13 protein-coding genes are annotated in these 21,182 nt (G+C 49.7%); all 13 read right to left on the minus strand.

Features of this window, described 5'->3' with window-relative positions; all coding sequences use genetic code 11:
* Positions 1 to 5: 5 nt before the first annotated feature.
* The 13 genes from ACYVEA_RS25695 to ACYVEA_RS25755 all read right to left on the minus strand — a co-directional run bounded on the left by ACYVEA_RS25695 (position 6) and on the right by ACYVEA_RS25755 (position 21,142).
* Positions 6 to 1,283, minus strand: a complete 1,278-nt coding sequence (locus ACYVEA_RS25695) for a glycosyl hydrolase family 8 (RefSeq protein WP_461116292.1) — start codon at positions 1,281 to 1,283, stop codon at positions 6 to 8.
* Between the two features lie 143 nt (positions 1,284 to 1,426).
* Positions 1,427 to 2,542, minus strand: a complete 1,116-nt coding sequence (locus ACYVEA_RS25700; RefSeq protein WP_461116293.1) for an alpha/beta hydrolase-fold protein — start codon at positions 2,540 to 2,542, stop codon at positions 1,427 to 1,429.
* A 122-nt stretch (positions 2,543 to 2,664) separates the two neighbouring features.
* Positions 2,665 to 3,744 carry an esterase gene (locus ACYVEA_RS25705; protein ID WP_461116294.1) on the minus strand — a complete coding sequence of 360 codons (1,080 nt, stop codon included), beginning with the start codon at positions 3,742 to 3,744 and terminating at the stop codon, positions 2,665 to 2,667.
* A 15-nt stretch (positions 3,745 to 3,759) separates the two neighbouring features.
* Positions 3,760 to 4,920 (minus strand): alpha/beta hydrolase-fold protein, encoded by a 1,161-nt coding sequence (locus ACYVEA_RS25710; RefSeq protein ID WP_461116295.1) that lies wholly within the window; start codon positions 4,918 to 4,920, stop codon positions 3,760 to 3,762.
* Positions 4,921 to 4,979: 59 nt separating this feature from the next.
* On the minus strand, positions 4,980 to 5,891 hold the full coding sequence (locus ACYVEA_RS25715) for an alpha/beta hydrolase (RefSeq protein WP_461116448.1): 912 nt from the start codon (positions 5,889 to 5,891) through the stop codon (positions 4,980 to 4,982).
* A 180-nt stretch (positions 5,892 to 6,071) separates the two neighbouring features.
* The gene (locus ACYVEA_RS25720; RefSeq protein WP_461116296.1) at positions 6,072 to 6,926 is read right to left on the minus strand and encodes a sialate O-acetylesterase; all 855 of its coding nucleotides are present in this window, start codon (positions 6,924 to 6,926) and stop codon (positions 6,072 to 6,074) included.
* Between the two features lie 50 nt (positions 6,927 to 6,976).
* On the minus strand, positions 6,977 to 8,554 hold the full coding sequence (locus tag ACYVEA_RS25725; protein ID WP_461116297.1) for a glycoside hydrolase family 43 protein: 1,578 nt from the start codon (positions 8,552 to 8,554) through the stop codon (positions 6,977 to 6,979).
* A gap of 21 nt (positions 8,555 to 8,575) precedes the next feature.
* Entirely contained in the window at positions 8,576 to 9,118 is a 543-nt protein-coding gene (locus ACYVEA_RS25730) for a VOC family protein (protein ID WP_461116298.1), read from the minus strand.
* Between the two features lie 87 nt (positions 9,119 to 9,205).
* Entirely contained in the window at positions 9,206 to 10,891 is a 1,686-nt protein-coding gene (locus tag ACYVEA_RS25735; RefSeq protein ID WP_461116299.1) for a glycoside hydrolase family 43 protein, read from the minus strand.
* A 319-nt stretch (positions 10,892 to 11,210) separates the two neighbouring features.
* Entirely contained in the window at positions 11,211 to 14,741 is a 3,531-nt protein-coding gene (locus ACYVEA_RS25740; protein WP_461116300.1) for a VCBS repeat-containing protein, read from the minus strand.
* Between the two features lie 84 nt (positions 14,742 to 14,825).
* Positions 14,826 to 16,349 (minus strand): RagB/SusD family nutrient uptake outer membrane protein, encoded by a 1,524-nt coding sequence (locus ACYVEA_RS25745; protein ID WP_461116301.1) that lies wholly within the window; start codon positions 16,347 to 16,349, stop codon positions 14,826 to 14,828.
* 47 nt (positions 16,350 to 16,396) lie between these two features.
* Complete coding sequence (locus ACYVEA_RS25750; RefSeq protein ID WP_461116302.1) at positions 16,397 to 19,831, minus strand: TonB-dependent receptor; 3,435 nt, start codon at positions 19,829 to 19,831, stop codon at positions 16,397 to 16,399.
* 237 nt (positions 19,832 to 20,068) lie between these two features.
* Positions 20,069 to 21,142: a FecR family protein gene (locus ACYVEA_RS25755; protein WP_461116303.1), complete on the minus strand. Its 1,074-nt coding sequence runs from the start codon at positions 21,140 to 21,142 to the stop codon at positions 20,069 to 20,071.
* Positions 21,143 to 21,182 lie beyond the last annotated feature (40 nt).

Below are 21,182 nucleotides of genomic sequence, written 5' to 3' on the forward strand. Positions count from 1 at the left end.
GGGCATTATTTGGCCTGTGGCGTAATGATCTGGTACTTGCCACTCAAATGCATCAGGCTGAATACATACAACAACCCGTCGTAGTAGGGATCGAAATAGCCATCCTCGAACGGTTCCAGTTTGGCTTTCCACAGGGCATGCACAAAATCGAGGCTGTTCTTTTCCTTGTTAATGAGCGAGAGTGTAGCGGATGTAGACACAAGGCCGATCGAGTGCCGCAGTTTTTTTACCGGTCCGGCCTGAAGAATGAACTCAGGTCTTGAACCGTCCAGGTTGAACTGATCCTCATAGGTGTCCATCCCTTTCGAGCGTAGAAAGCTTTGAAACCGTTTGGCGTAATCTTCCTGCCAGGCTTTGTCTTTGCCATACCAGGTGTAGTCCATCGCGATGTTCATGGGCACCCGCCACGAATCGTAGCGGAACGCCGAGGGTGACCATCGGGTATCGTGCGGCTTGCCACTGAACTCGGTATAATCGGCGTTGAGGCCCGTTACCGGATGACAGGCCCGGTGCAGAAACACCCGCGACGTATCGGCGCACTGTTTATAAAAGGCTTCGTGCCCGTCTTTGGCGTAAATAGCCCAGGCTTCGTAAAAAGCCGGCAGGTGATACGATGGATCGGTCCATTTATAGTTGCTTCCTTCGGGGACAAATGAAATCTGTTTGGCGTCGGTGTTGATCAGGTTATAAATGTTGCCGGTGCCGTCCTTTTTCCACATGGCGTCCAGTATCCGCCGGGCTTCCCCGTAGTAGTTAATGCCGGTATTGTTTCCCCATTTATTGGCCGCAAAAAGCAGGCTGGTGATGTAGTACAACTCGCCGTCTGAAGCCGACCCCTCCGAGTTTTTCTTCATCGTTTGTGGGTTGATGCTCCAGGCAAAGTAGGCTTCTCGCGGACCGCTCTGGTGCTGCAAATGCTTTTTGGACCACCGCCAGATTCGATCGAATACGTCTTTTTTGTCGAGCTGTACAGCGATCATCATGCCATACGACAACCCCTCCGTTCGCGCATCATGATTTTTGACGTCTGAGACATAGGCCATTGTATCGCCCACCTCGAAATAGACCTTATTGGGACCTTCAAAAACGTCGTGGTACGCTTTCGCCAGTTTCGCGTCGATGTCGGCTTGCTTGTAGCCCACTTCCCGAAACAGGTTGCGGTAGCTGGGCTGACCTGTCTTTTTGCTTTGCCCCATAACAACACTCTGGCCGCTGCATAACACCGCCAGTAGCAGCCACCAACTAATCCTGCGCTTTCCGTTCATTCGTATTGATTGTACCATAAAGTAGGTTGAGTATCTGGGAGTGAGGCTATTGTGAGTAGTTTTTTGTCATCCCGACGACAGGAGGGATCTTCGGGTGAGGCTGAGAGTACCTCCGGCTATAGAAGATCCCTCCTGTCGTCGGGATGACAAAAATGAATGGCTTATTTAAACAGCAACGGAGCCATTTCATGCAGACTACGGCGCCAGGTCAAGAATTCGTGGGCTGTGTTTTCAGACACATACGAAACCGCATTATACCCGGCGGCTTGCAGGTCGGAGGCCGACTTCTTCACGCCATCGGGCCGTTCTTTGCTGCCGCAGCTAATGAATACAAGCTTCGGTTTTGCCTTGCCGTTGAGGTCGTCCGGCGCGTAGATGCCACCGCTGAGCAGGCCGTAGTAACCAAAAACGTCTGGCTTGCTGAGGGTGACCATTTTGGTTTCCATACCGCCCATCGACAGCCCCGCCATGGCCCGATTGTCCCGGTTGGAAAGGGTGCGAAAATTGGCGTCCACATACGGGATCAATTCATCGACGAGCACTGTCTGGAACGGATCGATTTTGAATTCCCGAATCTTGCCAAATTTTACTTCATTGGTCATGCCATAAGTCATCACGATGATGAATGGCTTGGTTTTACCGTCGGCAATCAGGTTATCCATGATCAGATTAGCGTGCCCCTGATTGCTCCAGGCCGTTTCGTCCTCCCCCCAGCCATGCTGTAAATAGAGTACCGGATACTTTTTCGAGTTGTTCTTTTCGTAGCCTGGTGGGGTATACACGAAAGCCCGACGGGCTGTACCCGTGCTTTTGGAGGGAAAAAGAACTTGCTGCACATGACCGTGGGGCACGTCCTTCATAGCGTAAAAATCCTGGTCGTGAGCAGGAATCTCAATGCCGCTCTCCCACCGGATTGAACCGTAGTAATCTTTGGCACCGGGATCATTGAAGATCCCTCCATCAACGGTCAGATGGTAGTAATGGAAGCCCTCGTCCATCGGTCCTTCCGTTGTACCTGTCCAGAACCCATCGGCTCCTTTGGTGAGCTTTGTGCCGCCCCGGCCACCAAGCCCCAGGCTTACCTTAACACTATCGGCCTGGGGTGCCTTTATTCGAAATCGGGCGTAACCCTGTGAGTTTACCTGCGGGTACTCCTGCCCCGGCTGATTCAGCGAGGAGGGTTTGAAATCTTCCGCAACCGCGGGTGCTGTTTGCGAATAACTGCTTACGCTGATCAACGTGGCTACCACGAATGCCGCTAAAGTTTTACGTGTCATTTGGTTATCGGGTTATGTTAGGAAAATTTGAAAGGATTACCTTACCCCAACCCCCTGCAGGGGGCTTTGCTCGTGAGTAGAAAAAGACCCCTGCAGGGGGTTGGGGGTAAGGCCATAGCGTTCTATTTAAAAAGCTGTGGCAACGTAGTAGCGAGATACAGTTTGCAGTTCATCCAGGTATGCCCGCCCGGCACAATGAGCGGTTTGACGTTGATTTTCTTCTCAGTAAACATTGCGATGTTCTGCTTCACTGGCTCATACAGAAAGTCATCGGTGCCGACGCTAACGGTGAATAGTTTCAACTGCTTATTCATCTGCTCCGCATTCGGCGACCAGTTTGAAAAGTTCGATTTGAACTCATCGGTGGCCGTGTAGGGCGCATACGAACATACGTAGGCGAACTTGTCGGGGTTGGTCAGGCCAATGTTGAGCGTTTGTCCACCCCCGACCGAAAAGCCTGCTACGGCCCGGCCTTTGCTTTCTTTGATCACCGGGTAATTAGCCTCCACGAACGGGACAATGTCGTTGATCATATCTTTCGTAAAATCGGGCATTGGAGCCGGGCGTACATTGCCGTAGGGCATCACGATCAGCATGGGCTTCGCCTTTCCCTGCGCTATCAAGTTATCAGCAATCAGGTTGGCCCGGCCCACTTTGGTCCATGTTTCTTCGGTATCGGAACCGCCGTGAATCAGGTATAGCACCGGGTATTTCGTTTTCCCGTTGGGGTTGAAACCGGGGGGCGTATACACCAGCAATTGACGCGTGGTCCCCAGCGTACCCGATTTGTAGTAGCGGTAACTGATCTTGCCGTGCGGTACGTTCTGGAGCGAATGTACCAGCGGCTGGTCGCCGGGAACGTCGACGATGCTACGTTTGAATCGTTCGTTGGCGAAGATGTACGTATTGTTCGGGTCGGCCAGTGAGACGCTGTCGACCATAAAGCTATATGGGTAAATATCGGGCTTGACCGGAGGTACTGTCACGTTCCAGATGCCCGACGTGTCTTTGGTCATGGCAACAGGTGCCGACAGAAATTCGCCGGAAACCATCACTTTTTTCGCATTTCGGGAGAAATACCGGAACGTGATGCTGTGGTCTTTATGCACGTCGGGCGAGCTGATGGCCGGTGGGCGTTGCTGGGCCAGTACCGTGATCCCCGGAACAAAAACAGCCAGAAGAATAGATAGAATGCGTTTCATGAGCGTAGCAGTTTATTATTGGAACAACAGTGGCGTGGTGGCGGCAACGTACGTTTTCACGTTCATCCACGTGTGGCCCCCGTCGGTGATCAAGCTTTTGTAATTTACCTTCTTCGCCTTCAGGTAGTCCATAAATTCCACCGTGCCTTTGTATAGAAAGTCGTCGCTTCCAACGCTCACCCACAGCAGTTTGAGCTGCTTGTTGGTCTGGTCGGGCTTGTTCACGATCTGGCTGAAATTGCCATCCATCTCCTGGGGTGACAGGTACGAGCTATAGGCGCATACCCAGGCAAATTTGTCCATGTTGCTAAACGCCGTCCGCAGTGTTTGGCCGCCCCCGCGCGAAAACCCGCCAATGGCCCGGTTCTCCCGATTGGCAACGGCGTGGTAGTTTTTCTCAACGTATGGAATGACGTTGCTGACCAGATCGGACGCGAAATCGTTGGCCCGTTTTACCGCATCGGCCCCGTCCCGAACGGTCGGATCGCCGGGTTTTGCACCCCCTTTTTGCTCGGCCACGCGGGCAGCTATGTTACCATACGGCATCACAACAATCATCGGCTTGACCTTGCCTTCGGCCAGCAGATTATCCAGAATCAGGTTAGTTTTGCCGACTTTGAAGAAGGTTTCTTCGGTATCCGTCGTGCCGCTGATGAGGTAATAAACGGGGTACTTCTTCGACGGATTCTGATCGTAGCCCGGTGGCGTATAGACGACTAGTGAACCTGTGGTTCCTTCCATTGACGGGTAATATTCGTAGTTGATCGACCCGTGAGGCACGTCCTTCATGGCGTGAACCAGGGGCATATCGCCGGGTATATCGACCAGGCTGGCTTTGAATCGCTCATTGGGAAAGAACGCTACGTTGGCGGGGTCCATCACCGTGACGCCCTCCACCCGAAAGCTGTACGGGTATATGTCGGGTTTGACGGGGCCGACCGTTACGCTCCAGATACCCTGCGCATCTTTGGTCATGGGCACGGGCGCTTTCTCGAACTGCGCACTCAATTCCACCGCTTTGGCCTGCGGAGCCAGATACCGGAACGTCACCGTTTTGTCGGCGTTCACTTGGGGCGACACTACCAGTGGACCGCGTGGCGGCTGGGCCACCGCTCCGCTGTATAAGCAGAATATAACCCAGACAAGCCATAATCGATTGACTAATTGTTGGTTCATAGATAGGTAAGGGTAAGGGGTTAGCAAGTTGATACGTAGCACTCCAGAACAAACTGAACTCAGTTGTTAATGAGCCAGTTGTTCAGTTTCATCCAGGCAAATAAGGGGTCCATCCAACCAGGGTGTCGGAAAATGAATCCATGGTCACCTTTGGGGTAGATGTGCATCTCGACGGGCACTTTCTGATGGCGGAGCTTCTCGAAAAACACGACGCTGTTGTCTACGTCGACCAGTTTATCATCGGCCGCGTGGGTAAGGTACGTTGGGGGCGTGTTGGTCCGTACCTGTAGCTCGTTGGAGAAGAGGTCAACGTCCTGCCGCGAGGGGTTTTTACCCAGTAGGTTGTCGCGGGAGCCGCCATGCGTCAGACTATCCTGCATGCTGATGACGGGGTAAATCAGAACCTGAAAATCGGGACGCAGGTTGGTGTTGCCGGCGTTGTCGATGTAGGCTTTCTCGAAGTGCGTAGCTGCCGTTGAGGCCAGATGGCCACCCGCCGAGAAACCCATAATGCCCACCTTATTGACGTCGATACCCCATTTCTGAGCATTGTCGCGAACCAGTTTTATAGCCTGCTGGGCGTCCTGTAAGGGGCCAATTTTTTTGTCAAGCATGATGTCGTCGCTCGGCAGCCGATACTTTAAAATAAAAGCGGCTATTCCTTTTTCGGACATTGCTTTGGCAATATTAATGCCCTCGCCCTGGTACACGACTACGCCGTAGCCACCGCCGGGAATGATGATGACAGCCGCACCTGATGCCTTACCAGCCGCCGGTTTGACATACACCAGCGTGGGTTTGGTAATGCCCTTCAATACCCCCGACTCCTGCACATCCGACGCTTTTGCATTCGGGACCGTAGTCGTGTATAAAGGGATTATTTCCTGCGCGTTGGCGGACAGCGAACAAGTCAACAGCCAGCCAGCCAGTGCGGCCACTGTACGTGTATATTCTAAACTAAAGCGCTTCATGTTAAGGAGTTCAATGTAGTATAACGTTTTTGTCATGCTGAGATACGAAGCATTTTAATGCGTCTATCGAAGATGCTTCGTACCTCAGCATGACAAAAAACCAGTCATAAATACCATACCGTCAAGTAGCCTACGTACTTATCAAGGTTTAATCAGAATGCATCAGCCACGACAAAGAATCTAGTTCATGGCCGTTGGTTTATTGCCCAGCAACGACAGCATCTCTTTAGCGTATCGTTTCCCTAATTCCCGATAACCAGCGGCATCGAAATGCAGGTTATCAGCCGCGTCAGTACAGCCAGCCGAAGAAATCACGTGCGCATTTTTGATCGTTTGCGGGAGGGTAGCAATGATCTTATTCATACTCGCACAAATGCCACCCTGATCGGCATTGACGGTTTCTCCGGCCAGTAACGGCACTTTTTTGGGTTTTAGATTTAGGTCGTGCATCAGGTTATCGTAGACAACCCTCACTTTTTTCGTCCATAGCGTATCGTTGGTATTCGACTCACCCTGGTGCAAAAGAATACCTTTGATGACGCCATCTTTCTGCGCCAGTCTCGCCATCTCGACCAGTCGGGCGTAAGGGTTTCCGTCGTATTGGTTAATGAAATTTTTCATCCAGCCCGGTACGTTGGCGGTGTATGACTCGTAATGGTCTTTGTCGAACAGTTCAATTTTACAACCACCTACTGCCACATTGATCACGCCCACCCGGACCTTTTCGGGAAGATTCGCCACCAGCTCCCGGCCAAAGTAATCGGCAGGCGTAAGTCCGGTTTTGCAGCGGCATAAGGGCGGAACAGCGGTGTACCAATTCCCTTTTGTTCGATTCAGGTCGGGGCAGTCAACGGCCTCCATCACTTGAAAGCGGCTGTTCACATTGACTGTATCCTGCGGCTCAATTTTGGCGTTCCCCTCCATGTTGGATTGCCCGAAACAAAGGAAAATGTAAAAGTTTTTGTCCTGAGCCGACGCGCTCAGGGCCAGCAGGAATAGCCCGGTAAACAGAAAGCTGCTAATTCTCTTTTTCATGGATATATTCGGTTTAGAATCGGTTAGGAGGAGCTATCCCACCTGATGTATCATCGCTTTCTAGCTAGTTTATTGTCAATCCGGAAATAATCAAAGTCAGCAAAACCGCCCGTTTGCTGGGTAGCGTAATTGAACAATCCGAACCGATAACCCATAAAATGCGGGATCGTGTATGGCATTTTGAGCGGTTCGCCAATAGCGGTCCACGACTTGCCGTCGAGGCTGTAAAAGAAATGAGCGGTGTCTGTACGGTCGCGAAAATCACATTCTGCTTTCAGGTAGACCGTTTTCTGGTTCATCGGAACGCGTTGCACTTCCACTGGCTTCCCTGATCCAGCACTAACCATGACTATAGACCGGCTTCCGTTTTCGACCTTCACGCCAACCAATCCGTAGTTCTTTTGCAGGAGGCTCAACCCGGCAAAGTCGCCCTCTTTCAGATTCGATACGTTCAGTGCTGTCGAGCCCGAGCATTCAGGACCGATGGTACGTTGGGTTAGGGTATTTCGGGCCAGCACAAAAGACGTATCGGTACGTCCGGTTTTCAGGCGTAGATAGCCTTTTCGTTCCGTAACTGACCAGAGTTTATTGTCGGGGTTGTGGTTCCATTGCCAGACCAGGGGTAGGGCAGGTTCTCCTTTTTTGCGAGTAAAGTCGTCGGAGTTTACGATACCGGGAATCAGGCTTTTGTTGGCGGGCAGGTTGAGCGTTTGGGGCACTTTGCCGGTTTCGCCCAGTACCGGCCAGCCATCTTCCCAGGTCACCGGCACCAGATACGGAATACGGCCCACACCGCCGAAATCACGGAATAAATAGGCAAACCAACGGCCATCGGGTGTGTCGATCAGCCCACCCTGCGCGACGCCCAAATCCTGCAAGGCCACTTTACCTTCCCAGGGACCGGTGAGTTTATCGGCCCGATGAATGACCACCGTTCTCATACCCCCTTTGGGCCAGGTGATATTGAACAGGTAGTATTTACCGTTGACCTTGAAAAGCTGCGACCCTTCGGCAGGTAAGCCGCCACCTGTTCCCGAGGGCGTACTGGCATTTTCGATCAGGATCCGTTCGGTAGTACCCGGCTTCACGCCGGAGGCATCAGCGGTGAGTTCGACCAGCCGGAGTTTTCCTGCGCCATAAATTAGGTACGTTCGGCCGTCATCATCAAAAAACAGGCTGTGGTCGTGATAAGCCGGTTTGAACGAGACTTCTTTCCAGGGCCCTTTTTCGATGTCTTTTGTGATATAGATGTATGTTTTTCCTGTCGTCTGAGCAAACGTAGTAACGTAGTAAAGGCCGTTGTGATAACGCAGGCTGCTGGCCCAGGAACCCCGGCCGTACGTGCTTTGGCCGTTGGTCAGATTCAGGGCGTCTACATTTGCCAGCGTGTCATATGCATAGCCAACCATATGCCAGTTGACCAGGTCTGTCGATTTCATAATCGGCAATCCCGGACTTAGGTGCATAGTGGTGCTGCTCATATAATAGGTGTTGCCCACCCGAATCATAGCCATATCCGGCACATCAGCAAAAATGATGGGATTCTGAGCCGTTTGTCCCACAACAGCTACGTGCCTGAGCAGTAACCCAATTGCCAGCAGACCGAATCGGCATATCCTGTTTTTCATGGAGATAAGGGACTGTCTTTGCTATTGGAGCGGGCCGATCAGCTCAATAAAATTTCCGTCGGGGTCCTGCACAAAAACAAAGTGAGCTTTCGCGTTCAGGGCTGTCGGTGTGCTGCCCAGAAGAGGAACTTTCATCTGGGTCAATCGGTCGATAATAGGCTGTAACGCCTTCACGTTGATGGTGATATACTGCATGCCCGTATCATCCTGTATGAATCTAGGCTTTGGATGCGCTGCTTTTTTGCCGAAACTCATCAGCTTCCAGTCCGTGGCTTCAGGGCTATTTTCGAGCTTGAGAATAGTTACATCAGTCGCTGTGCCATTTGTCAACCCGGAGCGTTTGCCAAAATCTTCATTGATGGTGAAGTTGCCGGTTTTGACCATGCCAATACAGTTTACGTAGAAGTCCAGAGAACGTTCGAGGTCGGCGACAACAACCCCAACGCCAATGACTTTGCTGGTAAAATTAGATTGCGCATATCCATGAACCGATACAGCAAGCCCGATCAATAAAACACGTAGCGTTACTAGTGTAAGTTTGACACAATTGAATTTGGTCCTCATCTTTAGTACATTAAACAAAATGGTGTATTTTTCTGCAAGCCTGATTTGATGAAACCAAGGCGTTTTCTTACATCTTAGGTACAGTATTTACTTTTTAAACATCGGGTCTTCACCCTGGTATTTAAGAAATTGGAACGAAGCCGAATTGGTTGTTTGCTCCCCCGACGACGTAGCGTACATGCCGTACAGACAACCAATGAAGCCGCCCGATACTTTTGTACTCAAGAATTTGCCGTCTACCTTGTCTTTTAATAGTTTCCAGTTTTTAGCATCCGTTGATGCATAAAAACTGTAGGTATCTCCCTGGGACGTAATACGCAGACCGACTTTTTCTGATTTCGCATCCAGCGGTATTTCGGTCAATAATTCCATCTCTTTCGATCGTGGCTTGCTTTGGTAGAGTTGCAGCACATCTTTATCTTGCGCCTTCGATTTACACAGCCAGTAAAAATGGCCCTCGTCCTGTAAAATCACCAGCCCCGCTTTCTCTTTGTCCGATTTTGGCGTAAACCTTAGTTCGGTTTCTGCCGTGCTGTACAGGTGTTGCTGACGTTTCCCGATAAAAGAAGGATTGCCCATTTCCATGATCGTTTCGGGCTTCAGTTTCAGGGTTAGCCCATCCTTCTTCAATAGTGAATACGAATTTTTATCGTGGGTACGCATGAACAATAGTGCAGGGTCAAGCTCCTTATCGAAAGTCAGTGTATAACCGAAATTACCCGATTGCGGCAACGCTCCTTTTTGTTTAACTTCTTTAATATTGGTTGTATAGCTATAAGCAATGGCCTTCTCACCATGTTCGATCATGGGCCATTCGTCTTTCCAGGTTACAGGAGCGATAAATGTTTCACGACCGGTGTTGTAATAATCGCCTTCGTAGGGCCTTACCGCCAGGAAAATGCAATACATCTTACCATCCGGCCCATCCACAAACTGCGCATGCCCCGCCGACGTAATGGCGTCTTTTCGATCGGCGGGCAGCTCCCGTTGCGTCAGGATCGGATTACCGGCAAACGGAATATACGGTCCCCAAACGTCTTTACTACGTAGTATGACTTCCGAATGGTTGACCGACGTGCCACCCTCGGCCGCGTAGAGATAGTACCAGCCATTACGTCTCATAATGTGCGGTCCTTCAATCCAAACGGGCTTTTTAGACAGATCGACACCCCCGTTAACAAGTTGTTTTTCTTCGCCAGTAACCGTCAGTTTCACCGGATCAAACTCATACATTCGAATGGTGCGGTGCCCCGAATACAAGGGTTTACGGTCGGGAGCATCGCTGTTGTAGATGATGTATGCTTTGCCAGTCTCTTCATCAAAATAGATGGATGGGTCGATGCCTTTGACCTGCGGAAGTTTAACGGGATTGCTCCACGGCCCGGCGGGATTTTTGGCCGTAACAACAAAGTTGCCGTCGTGGTCGATGTCGGTGCAGGTCACGTAATACGTCCCTTTGGAATAACTGATGGCGGGGGCGAAGAGTCCGCGGGTCAGTCGTTCGCCCATAAAGTCCAGTTGTTCAGGACGATCGATGACATTTCCGATTTGCTTCCAGTTTTTCAGATCCTGGCTGTGCATGACCGGGATGCCCGGAAAATAGGAAAATGTCGAATTGACCAGGTAGTAATCCGGCCCCACTTTCACAATGCTTGGGTCGGGGTAGAAGCCGGTCAAAATGGGGTTGACTAAAGTGGTCGTCTGGGCGAACGTGTTGGTTCCCAGCCTGCAAAGCAACGCCATCAAGACGGCAGTGATAATGTATTTTTTCATGAGACGTTATATTTTCACTCTTTTGTTGTACCCCTTTTTTGTCATCCTGACGCAGGAAGGATCTTTGGGATAAGCGTTTTTTTAGCATCTACCAAAGATCCTTCCTGCGTCAGGATGACAAAAAAACTATTACACTACCAATGTATACACGTTGCCCGTTTTCCTCGGCCGTTCGTAAAGCAACGGTTTTTTCATCGTTGGTATCGTTACGTTGGCTTAAGCCGATTGAATGGCCTTTAGCGTTTCGTCAATAATTCTGCCCATCATTTTAAATAGCGCCTGCCTGTACACGCGGGATTTAGACGGCTAGGCATACCGGTTAAAGCGATCGACGACGGCCCTGAACGTTTGTGATCGCGCTATTCTTTCTATCGCCAGTGAGCACCATCGTTCGGGACGATTGAGAGAGGTAGCCACTGCCCCAGTAAAATTCCGTCTTTCGCTTTTTCCCGTCAGGTCGCGTAGTTATGGCAAAGGCATCCGTACTACGTGGTTTGATCAACGAACCTAAATGCTTGTCAAGCTTCGTGAACAGGCGCAGGCTATCCTTATTCTGCGTAACGACATACAAAGGTTGCCCGCTGGCGAGCCTTAATTCAGCCATAGCTTTAGCATCCTTATCAACTCGAAAACCACGTTGTCCCGCTTTTACAGGCGCAAACTTCCCGGCTCCATTTCCCAGCAGACAGGTACCTGTTCCCGCGTCATACCACCCCGTCAGAGGCTCTGTGCCGTATTCATTGCCGACGCCCACCAAATCAAGATTCCCATCCCCATTAATATCGGTTACCAGCATGCCCAGTAAGGGAGAGAATTGGGCTTCAACAGGCAATGGCTTTACCGTAAATCGCCCCTGTCCGTTATTCTCGATATAGGATGAGGCCATGTTGGTAGCCTTGAAAATCAAGGCGTCGTTAAGTTGGTCAGGCGTAAAAATATCGGCAAACGTAGCGTTTCCGTAATCGCTATAATGCAGGAATCGCCGACGCATACTCACCAGTTGCGTGCTAAAGGTTTCCCTAGGGTGAGTAGGATATTCTTTTCCCTGAATAAATCGGCACAGCACGGGGTCGATACGGCCGTTGCCATCAAAATCTTTGGCATACAGGCAAACGGGCTGATCGGGTGATGCTTTGAACCGAGTGTTAAGCCCTAAATTCCCCGCTACGTAGTCAATATCGCCATCGTTATCAAAATCTCCGCCCACCACCGAGTTCCACCAGCCAACGGAATTATTCAAGACAATAGACTCGTTGCCCAGCCTTTTGCCCCGGTTGTTTTTATAGAAGGTAATCGGCATAAACTCCCCAACTACCATCAGATCTACCCATCCATCGTTGTCGTAATCGCTCCACAGAGCACTTGTAATCATGCCCGCTCGCCGAAGCGTTGGGGCTACCTGATCCGTAACGTCGTCAAAATGGCCTTTCCCATCATTCTTTAGTAAATAACTGGCGGGTGCCATTGGATAGGAACCGGGAATAAGCCGACCGCCGATAAATAAATCCAGATCCCCATCTCGATCAAAATCATTAGCTACTACGCAGCTACCACTGGCCGAGACGACCGGCAACGCCCCCGTATCCAGTTGAAAAACTCCCTTTCCCGTATTTCGATAGAATCGGCTTTGGTAGGCTTTTTCATCAGTGCCAAACTCACTGCTCCCACTTACACAATATAGATCCTGATCACCATCGTTGTCGGCATCGAATACGAGCATGCCCGTGTCTTCCGCCTGCTTGGCCGGTAAACGATCGACGGAGAAGGTCTGATCCGGTCGCTGATAAAATAGGGTAGCCGAGTTGCCCGCTGAACCACCCAGGATAAAATCGTCAAGTCCATCGCCGTTCAGGTCGCCAACGGCAATGCCAGGTCCCGACTGAGAGTATTTTCTGGGAAGTAAACTGGTCCATTTAAAGTCGACAAAGTCAAGCTCAGTCTGTTTGTAAGGCGGCATCACACTCGTTGCCACCTCACTAAAAAAGGCAGGTTGCTGCACGGACTCCTGAGACGTTTCAGGTCGAGCCTGCTGTTCATACAGCGTGAAGGTCTGATTGGCTTTCACCCTTTTCAGCTTTTCAACTTTCTGGCTCGGCCAGGTTATCATCAGGGAATCAATATCAGCCTGTTTACCTAACCCGAAGTGAACCAATGACTCAACGGTCGATTTATAGCCCCGCTGTATAGCCTGTTCGGCATACTGTTGCTGTCCGTTGGACCAGATGGTTATTTTCGCCCCCAGTCCCGCTGGATTTCCTTTCTGACCGACGAGCTTTAATCGAAGGTAATTCGCCGTCGTTTTGTCTCCAGCGTCCTGAACATGATTTTCGTAAAGAAGGGCTTCACTGTTAATGGAGTTCATCACTAAATCCAGATCTCCATCATTATCCAGATCGGCATAGGCCGCTCCATTGCTGATGGCGTGTTGGGTAAGCCCCCATTCCGTGGCTACGTTGGTGAAAACAAGGTTGCCTTTGTTCTGGAACAGAAAATCAGGCTTGTCGACAGCAGTCAACTGATTAATTGCTTCGACCACACTGCGTAATTGAGCCTTCTTCGTTCCGAACATCGACGCATCCTTTGTGTAGATACCAAAGTCAAGGTTGGTTACGTCCTTTGGGTAGCCATTCGTTATTAAAATGTCACGATTACCGTCGTTGTCGAAATCCGCCAGAAGTGGGCTCCAGCTCCAGTCGGTCGCTTCAATGCCCGCTAACTGCCCAACATCGCTAAAGGTTGGCAATTCCTTATCCTGGGCACCATTGTTAAGCTGGAGCACATTTCGAACGTACTGGGGTTGGTAGTTTCTATTGAGGGCGGTCTGGAACTGGTCATAATTGATGTCGGAAAACATCGACTTCTGCCTCAGATTATCATCGGGCAGCATATCAACGGCGACAATGTCGTTCAGGCCATCGTTGTTCAGATCAGCCATATCGACACCCATTCCATTTTGTTCCTGATGTTTGAGAGACGAAGCAATTTTGTTGGTGAACGTACCATCGCGATTGTTGATGTACATCAGATCGTTCGACAGAAAATCGTTGGTGATGTACAGATCAGGGTAGCCGTCCCGGTTGATATCGTTTGTCACAACGCCCAGTCCCCACCCTTCGGACGTTATGCCAGCCTGCCGGGAAACATCCGTAAAGCGAGGTAGCGCGTTGGGCTGCAAGCCCTCATTGCGAAATAATTTGTCGACACTGCGGCCGGTGCCATCGCTCTTCTGACCAACAGCTACATTCCGGCTGTAATCTTCCAGTGCGTTGGTAACCAGATACATATCCAGGTCACCATCCAGGTCATAATCAAAAAAAGCGGCCTGGGTTGAATAACTCGTATCGGCTAGCCCTACGGTTTGGGCCTCTTCGCTAAAGGTAGGGATGCCCGCTGCGTTCAATCCCTGATTAATGTAGAGCAGGTTTGGGGCTGATTTATTTTTATCGGGGTGGACAGTTGAGATATAGATATCGAGCCAGCCATCCTGATTGACATCGACCATGGATACCCCCGTGCACCAGGACGTAGTACTTACATTAGCCGGTATCGTGATGTCCTGAAAGGTCAGATTTCCTTTGTTGAGAAATAGCCTTGAGGAAACCATATTGCCCGTGAAGAAAATATCCTGTAGCCCGTCGTTATTAACGTCACCAATACCAACGCCCCCTCCATTATAGATGTATTCGAAACTCAGGACATTGAAGCTGTCCGTTTCGGTAATTTTATTCGTGAACGTAATGTGCGATTCATCGGAGTTTACCAGCGTAAATACGGGTTTTTTACCAAACTGGCAGGCGCATACCAGATGGACAATCGTAAGAACAGAAAGTAATGAACGCGCTACCCGCATGGCAAACCTGATATAAACAAAGACGTTACGTATAAAAGATCGTATAACCTCTGATCTGTCAGAGGTTATACGATCTGACAGCTACTAATAGCCGGGATTCTGGTCCTTCTGGTCAATTTTTGAGTTATTATTAATCTCGTTTTGCGGAATGGGCAGCAATTCCGTTTTCCCTTTTTGGAAATAAGTAAGTGGCTCTCTGGCCAGCTTATTCTGTTTCCGCCAGCGCAGAATATCCAGGTTACGCACCTGTTCCCCGCCCAGTTCAACCCGTTTTTCGTGTACGACAGCGTCAAAAACCTGCGCCTTGGTCGACGCCGGAAATTTAGCGGTTGGATAATGGGGTAAACTCACACTCTTCCGGTCGCGGACCTGATTGAGATAGGATACGGCCGTCGCTGGCGAGCCGACTTCATTTTCACATTCAGCCATCATCAGTAGCACTTCGGCATACCGGATAACCCGGAAATTTATGCCCGATTGTGAGTTCTCCGACGAGGCTTTATAAATTTTCTGGTATTTCTTCCAGCTAATTTTAGGATCGGCTCCCTGCACATCTTTTACTACGTCCTTGCCATTATTGAACGGTTCACCAACCTGATAAAATGAATCCTGGTAGCGTGGGTCATCTTTGGCATCGCCCGCTTTCTGGGTTTCAAATTCAGCCAGGAGTCCATTAGACGGTATTAAATTCCGCCAGGCATTAGGGCCATATTCCTGTCCTCGAATGGTCACTTCCCCGTTTATTCCATTACCATCACCGCTCCAGTTTAACCCGCCAAAGGCTTCCGTAAAGGCTATTTCCCAGACGGACTCGGCGTTGAACTCGTTCTCCTCCCTAAAATTGTCGATGTAGGCATCTACCAATTTGTATTGATTTGATGCGATCACGGCGGCCAGTTGCTCTTTAGCCGACGCATAATCTCCCCGCTGCATATATACCCGGGCCAGCATAGACTGAGCCGCCCCCTTCGACACCCGGCCGACATCAGAATCTGCATACGTTGACTTCAGCGGCAAACCGGCAATCGCTTCTTTTAAATCGCTGATGATAAGTTCATACACCTGATCTTCGGTGGCTCTTGGCTGGCTTTCATCAGGTGAAGTAGCATAGGTTTTGTACAGAGGAACACCACCCCAGAGTGAAGCCAACTCGTAGTATGCCCAGGCTCTATGGAATTTGGCTTCGCCCAGAACCCGGTTCCGTAACTCGTCTGTGATGCTCTGTTTAACATCCGGGGCAAACCTGATCACCACATTGGCCCGATGGATTACCCGGTAAAGGCCTTGCCAGACATCATTGGCCACCTGGTTAGAAGCGTCCTGAGTGCCATTGATCAACTGCGCCCGCTGAATTTCGAGTTGCGACCCGCCTGGCTGCATATCGTCGCTCCGCAGATCGTGAATAAAGAAGTATTCCCGGCCGTACAGGTTCAACCCCTGCCAGCCAGCGTAAACCGCATTAACGCCCGTAACCAGCTCGGCTCCTGTCTTAAAGTAGGTTTCCGTAGATAACTGGGTGGGGTTCACTTTTTCCAGAATATCGGTATTGCAGGAGAAAGCGAACGTAATCGTGCTAGTCACTAGAAATCTTAAAACGTATTTTTTCATGTCGTTTTCGAGAATTGGCTGAAAACCATTAATTGAGTTTCTATGGGCTAGAATCCTATTTGAAGTCCAGCCATGATTGTTCTTGCCTGTGGGTACTGGCCATAATCAATACCGTTGGTCAGTGAAGAACCCCCGAACGAACCAATTTCCGGATCGTAGCCACTTTTGTAGCCGGTGAAAGTCAGTAGGTTAGTTGTGGACACATAGACCCGGGCTCTGGATATAAACGAAGCCCCGAGTGGTGTAAGCCAGTTTGTTGGCAGCGCATAACCCACGGTTAAATTCTTCACCCGTAGGTAGGAGCCATTTTCCACGAAGCGATTAGAAGCCCGCGCGTTATGGTTTGGATCACCAGCCACCGCCCGTGGTACGTCTGTAGCCTGCCCATCTTTCACCCAGCGATTCAGTACGGCGGTACCCGCGTTGAACAGGCGGGTCATCCCCTCCAGATTGTATTTCACGGTGCTATAAATCTGGTTGCCCTCTACACCCTGAACAAATAAGGTAAGGTCCAGTCCTTTCCATTTAGCCGCGAAATTCAGTCCATACGTAAGCTTGGGGAAGAACTGACCAATCTTCACTTTGTCGCTTGGGTCAACCTTACCGTCCCCGTTGACATCGGCAAATCGAATATCACCGGGCTGGGGTGAGTTTTTATCCGCTACTACGTCGGTATATTTCGCTTTCCAGGCATCTACCTCGCCCTGGTTCTGGAAGATCCCATTGGTCTGGTAACCATAGAAATAACCAATGGGCTGGCCCACCTCCGTTTTGGTGATATTATCACCGTACCAGTCGCCCCCGAAAATGGTGTTACCCTCGTCGCCCAGCGAAATAACTTTGTTGCGAACCGCGCTGACATTACCACTTAACTGCCAGGTTAAGGCTCCTTTGTTTGACTGGTAACCTGCCTGTATTTCAATGCCCCGGTTTCGAACGGAACCCACGTTCGACAGCGGAGCCTCATCGTAGCCCATCGATGGCGGGATAGGCCGGTTGAGGACCATGTCACGCGTCAGGTTGTTAAAATAATCAAAAGAGAATGAGACCTTCCCGTTCAGCAGGGTGGCATCCAGACCAATATTGGTCATTGCCACGCTTTCCCACTTCAGATCTCTGTTGGCCAGTTTTCGAATCGTATAGCCCTGGGTCTCAACCGAGGTCGTCTTGTCGAACTCGTAGTAGGGATCGCTCGATAAGGTTGCCTGATAGCCATAGTCGCCGATATTATTATTACCCACCAATCCATAGCTTCCCCGCAATTTCAGCTCAGAAATAGCCGGGATGTTTTTCATGAATTTTTCTTCACTGATGCGCCAGCCTGCCGAAGCCGCGGGGAAATTACCCCATTTTCTGCCGGGGGCATACTTCGACGAGCCATCGCGACGGAAGGATAAACCGAGCAGGTATTTACCCGAAAATTCGTAGTTAAGGCGGCCAACATAGGAGAGTATGGCTGATTCAGACCGTCCGGCACCAATTCGGGGGCTGGTCAAGTTGGTCGGCTCAATAATCGCGTTGGTAATGGTATTGTTGCCCCCTACATTGATATTTGAGTAGACCGAGGTTTGTTGCTCAGCCACCGCCGTTGCATTGATCGTGTGTTTGCCGATGACCTTATTATAGGTTAACTGATTGGTGAAGATCGGCGCGATAGACTGTCCTCGGTCCTGCGTAATACTGGCGTAACTTTGCGAAGCAAATCCACCCGGTCCACTATCAAAACTTGGGTTAACGGTACGTCCAATCGAATTGTATATGTTGATGCCAGCCTGAAAGCGATACTTCAACCCCGTAATCGGCTCAACTTCAACGTAAAGCGTGCTAAAAACTGTGTTTGATTCCAGCGTATTGCTGTTCAGCAGCACATTCCGGACGGGATTAGATGGGTCAGTACCATCTACGTTTTTTGCCCCTTCAAATCCACCCAGGTTATTGGGGTTGTAAACGGGCAGATACGGTATTGTATTGATAATATTTCGTATCTGGGTGCCAATTGAGCCGCCGTTCTGTTCGATGCGACGCTTGTCGTAGGCTAGATAAAGTGTTTGGCCCAGCGTTACCCGCTTCCCCAGTTTGTGGTCCGAATTAAGTCTGATATTTCCCCGCTTGTAGTTCGTACCGATCATAATTCCATCCTGGCTGAAGAAGCCACCAGAGAGATAAAATTTAGATACCTCATTCCCCCCCGAAAGTTCTAACCTGTGCTGCTGAATAGCCGCATTTCTGAACATCTCTTTTTGCCAGTCGGTCTCGGTTTGCCGAAAGGTTTGGGTAGCTCCAGCATAAATGGGCTGATCCAGGCCGGTTTGCCAGCGGACAGGCAAGCTGGTCCCTGCCGGTTTGCCGTTATAGATATCGCCATTGTTTAATAGCTCCGTTCCGTAAGCGATGTATTGATCCCGATTCAAGAGAGAAAGCTTGCGCCAGGCACTCTGAACCCCAACGTAGGAATCAAGCGTAACACTTAATTTCTTGGAGTTCGATCGTTTGGTCGTAATAAGAATAACGCCATTCGCAGCGCGGGACCCATAAATAGCGGCTGCACTGGCGTCTTTTAATACCTCAATCGACTGAACGTCTTTCGGGTCAACATTTGACCCGTCACCAACCGGTACGCCATCCACTACGTATAATGGATTCGCATTATTGATCGTACCAACGCCCCGAATACGAATAATGGGCGCTTCGCCCGGCGCTCCGTTATTCGTTACCGTTACCCCGGCGGCTCTGCCCTGGAGGGATTGGGATATGTTAGACACCGGCAATGCGCTGATCTCTTTGTCGGAGACGGAAGCAATGGCGCCGGTTAACGATGTTTTTCGCTGCGTTCCATACCCAACTACGACCACCTCGTTAAGGGTTTTATTATCAGCAACCAGTGTGGTGTTAAGTACAGAACGGGCACCTACGGTCATCTCCTGGGTAGTATAGCCAATGAACGAGAAAACGAGCACCGTCCCCGCTTCGTCTGGTATGCTGAGTTTGTAATTCCCGTTCCCATCCGACGTAGTACCACGTGACGTATTCTTGATCTGGATATTCACCCCTGGCAAACCCTCCCCGTTTTCTCCTGTGACCCGGCCAGTTATTTGTTTATCCACGACAGCTTCCGTATTGATGTCGCTGGACGCATTCTGCTGAAGCTGCGTTGCCGGAACCAGGTCTCTTTTAATGACAATTTGCTGGCCTACAACTTCATAACTCAAATTAAGTGGTGGCAGAATATGATCCAGCACCTGCGAAAGTTGTTCATTCTTGGCCTGGTAATTAATCTTTCGTTTTGACTGAATGATTTCCCGGCTGAACAGAAATTGAACGTTAGCCTGTTTTTCAATTCGTCGGATTGTCACCTCAACATCCTCATTTTGGGCTGAGATACTGACGCGTCGATTGAGCAGTTCCTGGGCCTTACCATCGAGGGCAAAGCCAATATTGGTTAACGTGAGGGCAAGTAAGAGTTGCAGGCTTGAAATTCTCATAATCCTGATCCAAACATTGCGATTGATGAAACGGTATTGCATACATTTATGCGTTTTTGTTGGTTTTAGGAAAAAATGGCAAAAATCATGTCTCGTCTCTCCAAAAAGAGACAATGTGTGTGTCTGACACATTTGTAGACATTCGAGCGATAGTGTTGGTAGCACTATCGCTTTTCTGTTGAAAAAGAGATAGTTTTTAGACCATAGGTAGCCGTTGTGTTAAAGGTTAGGAGACAATTAATTACACCCGTGACTGCGAATGATCACCTGGTTGTCAGCCACTTCGAAAGTAGACTCCGTGGTTAGACAGATAAGCCGGATTTTCTCCAGAAAAGGAACATCGTTGAGCTGCCCTGTAAAAGTGCACCTGCTAAGCAGTTGTTTATCATAGCGAATCGGCATATGATAGCTGGATTCCAATTGAGTAAATACGTCTGATACGGGCGTGAATTCGAATCTAAATTGTTGATTAACAATAACCGACGAATTGTCTTTGGATGGAATGATGGTGCGTTTACTAATCTTATCCGTTTTGGTTTCAAGACTGAGCTGTTCGTTTTTTGTCAGCAAGACTGTTTTTCCGGGTGAATCAACTGGGGTAACTGATACGCTACCCGTCTTCACTTTTACGTAAGCTGCCGTTTCCTTATCAAAGGAACGTACCTGAAAACTGGTACCCAGCACTTTAGTGGTCAGATTGGCGGTGTAAACAAGAAACGGTTTAGCCGGATTTTTACTTACCTCAAAAAAACCTTCTCCCTGGAGATACACCTCCCGAAGCGTATGGGTGTTTTGTTTATGAAAACGTAACTGGCTTCCCGATGATAGCAATACGGAGGAATTATCCGGCAACAATACGACTAAAGGCTGCCCCGTTCCGTTTCTCACAATCTTCCAGTCGGTCTTCTGTATGGGCTGCTCCACTTTTTTGTTAAATCCTGCTATATTTCTGGATATCAGGTTGTTCGCCTGCCACCAGATTAGTAGGCTAATGACCGATGCTGCAGCAACCCATCGCCCCCAGTGCCAGCTAACTAAAGGCTTTACGACGGTAATCGGTGGGGTAAGCTGATCCAGGATTTTTTTTGTATTTTCTTTACTACGTTGGTCTGGGAGCTCAGCCTGTTTTCCCTGAACAACCAGTAAAGTAGCAACGGCCTGTTCATAGAGAGGCCTTTTTTCTGGATATTGAACCAGCCATTGTTGCCAGTGTAGTTGGTCTTCCGGCCGCCTTTCACGAACCCATGTCCGAAACGCGTCGTTTTCTAAAAAATCATCAACGGTAGAAAAATTCTCGGAAGGGCGGTCCATTGGTACTTTTCTGCGATTTTCATTGATAGTATGGAGAATC

This window comes from Spirosoma jeollabukense, from assembly GCF_054777855.1.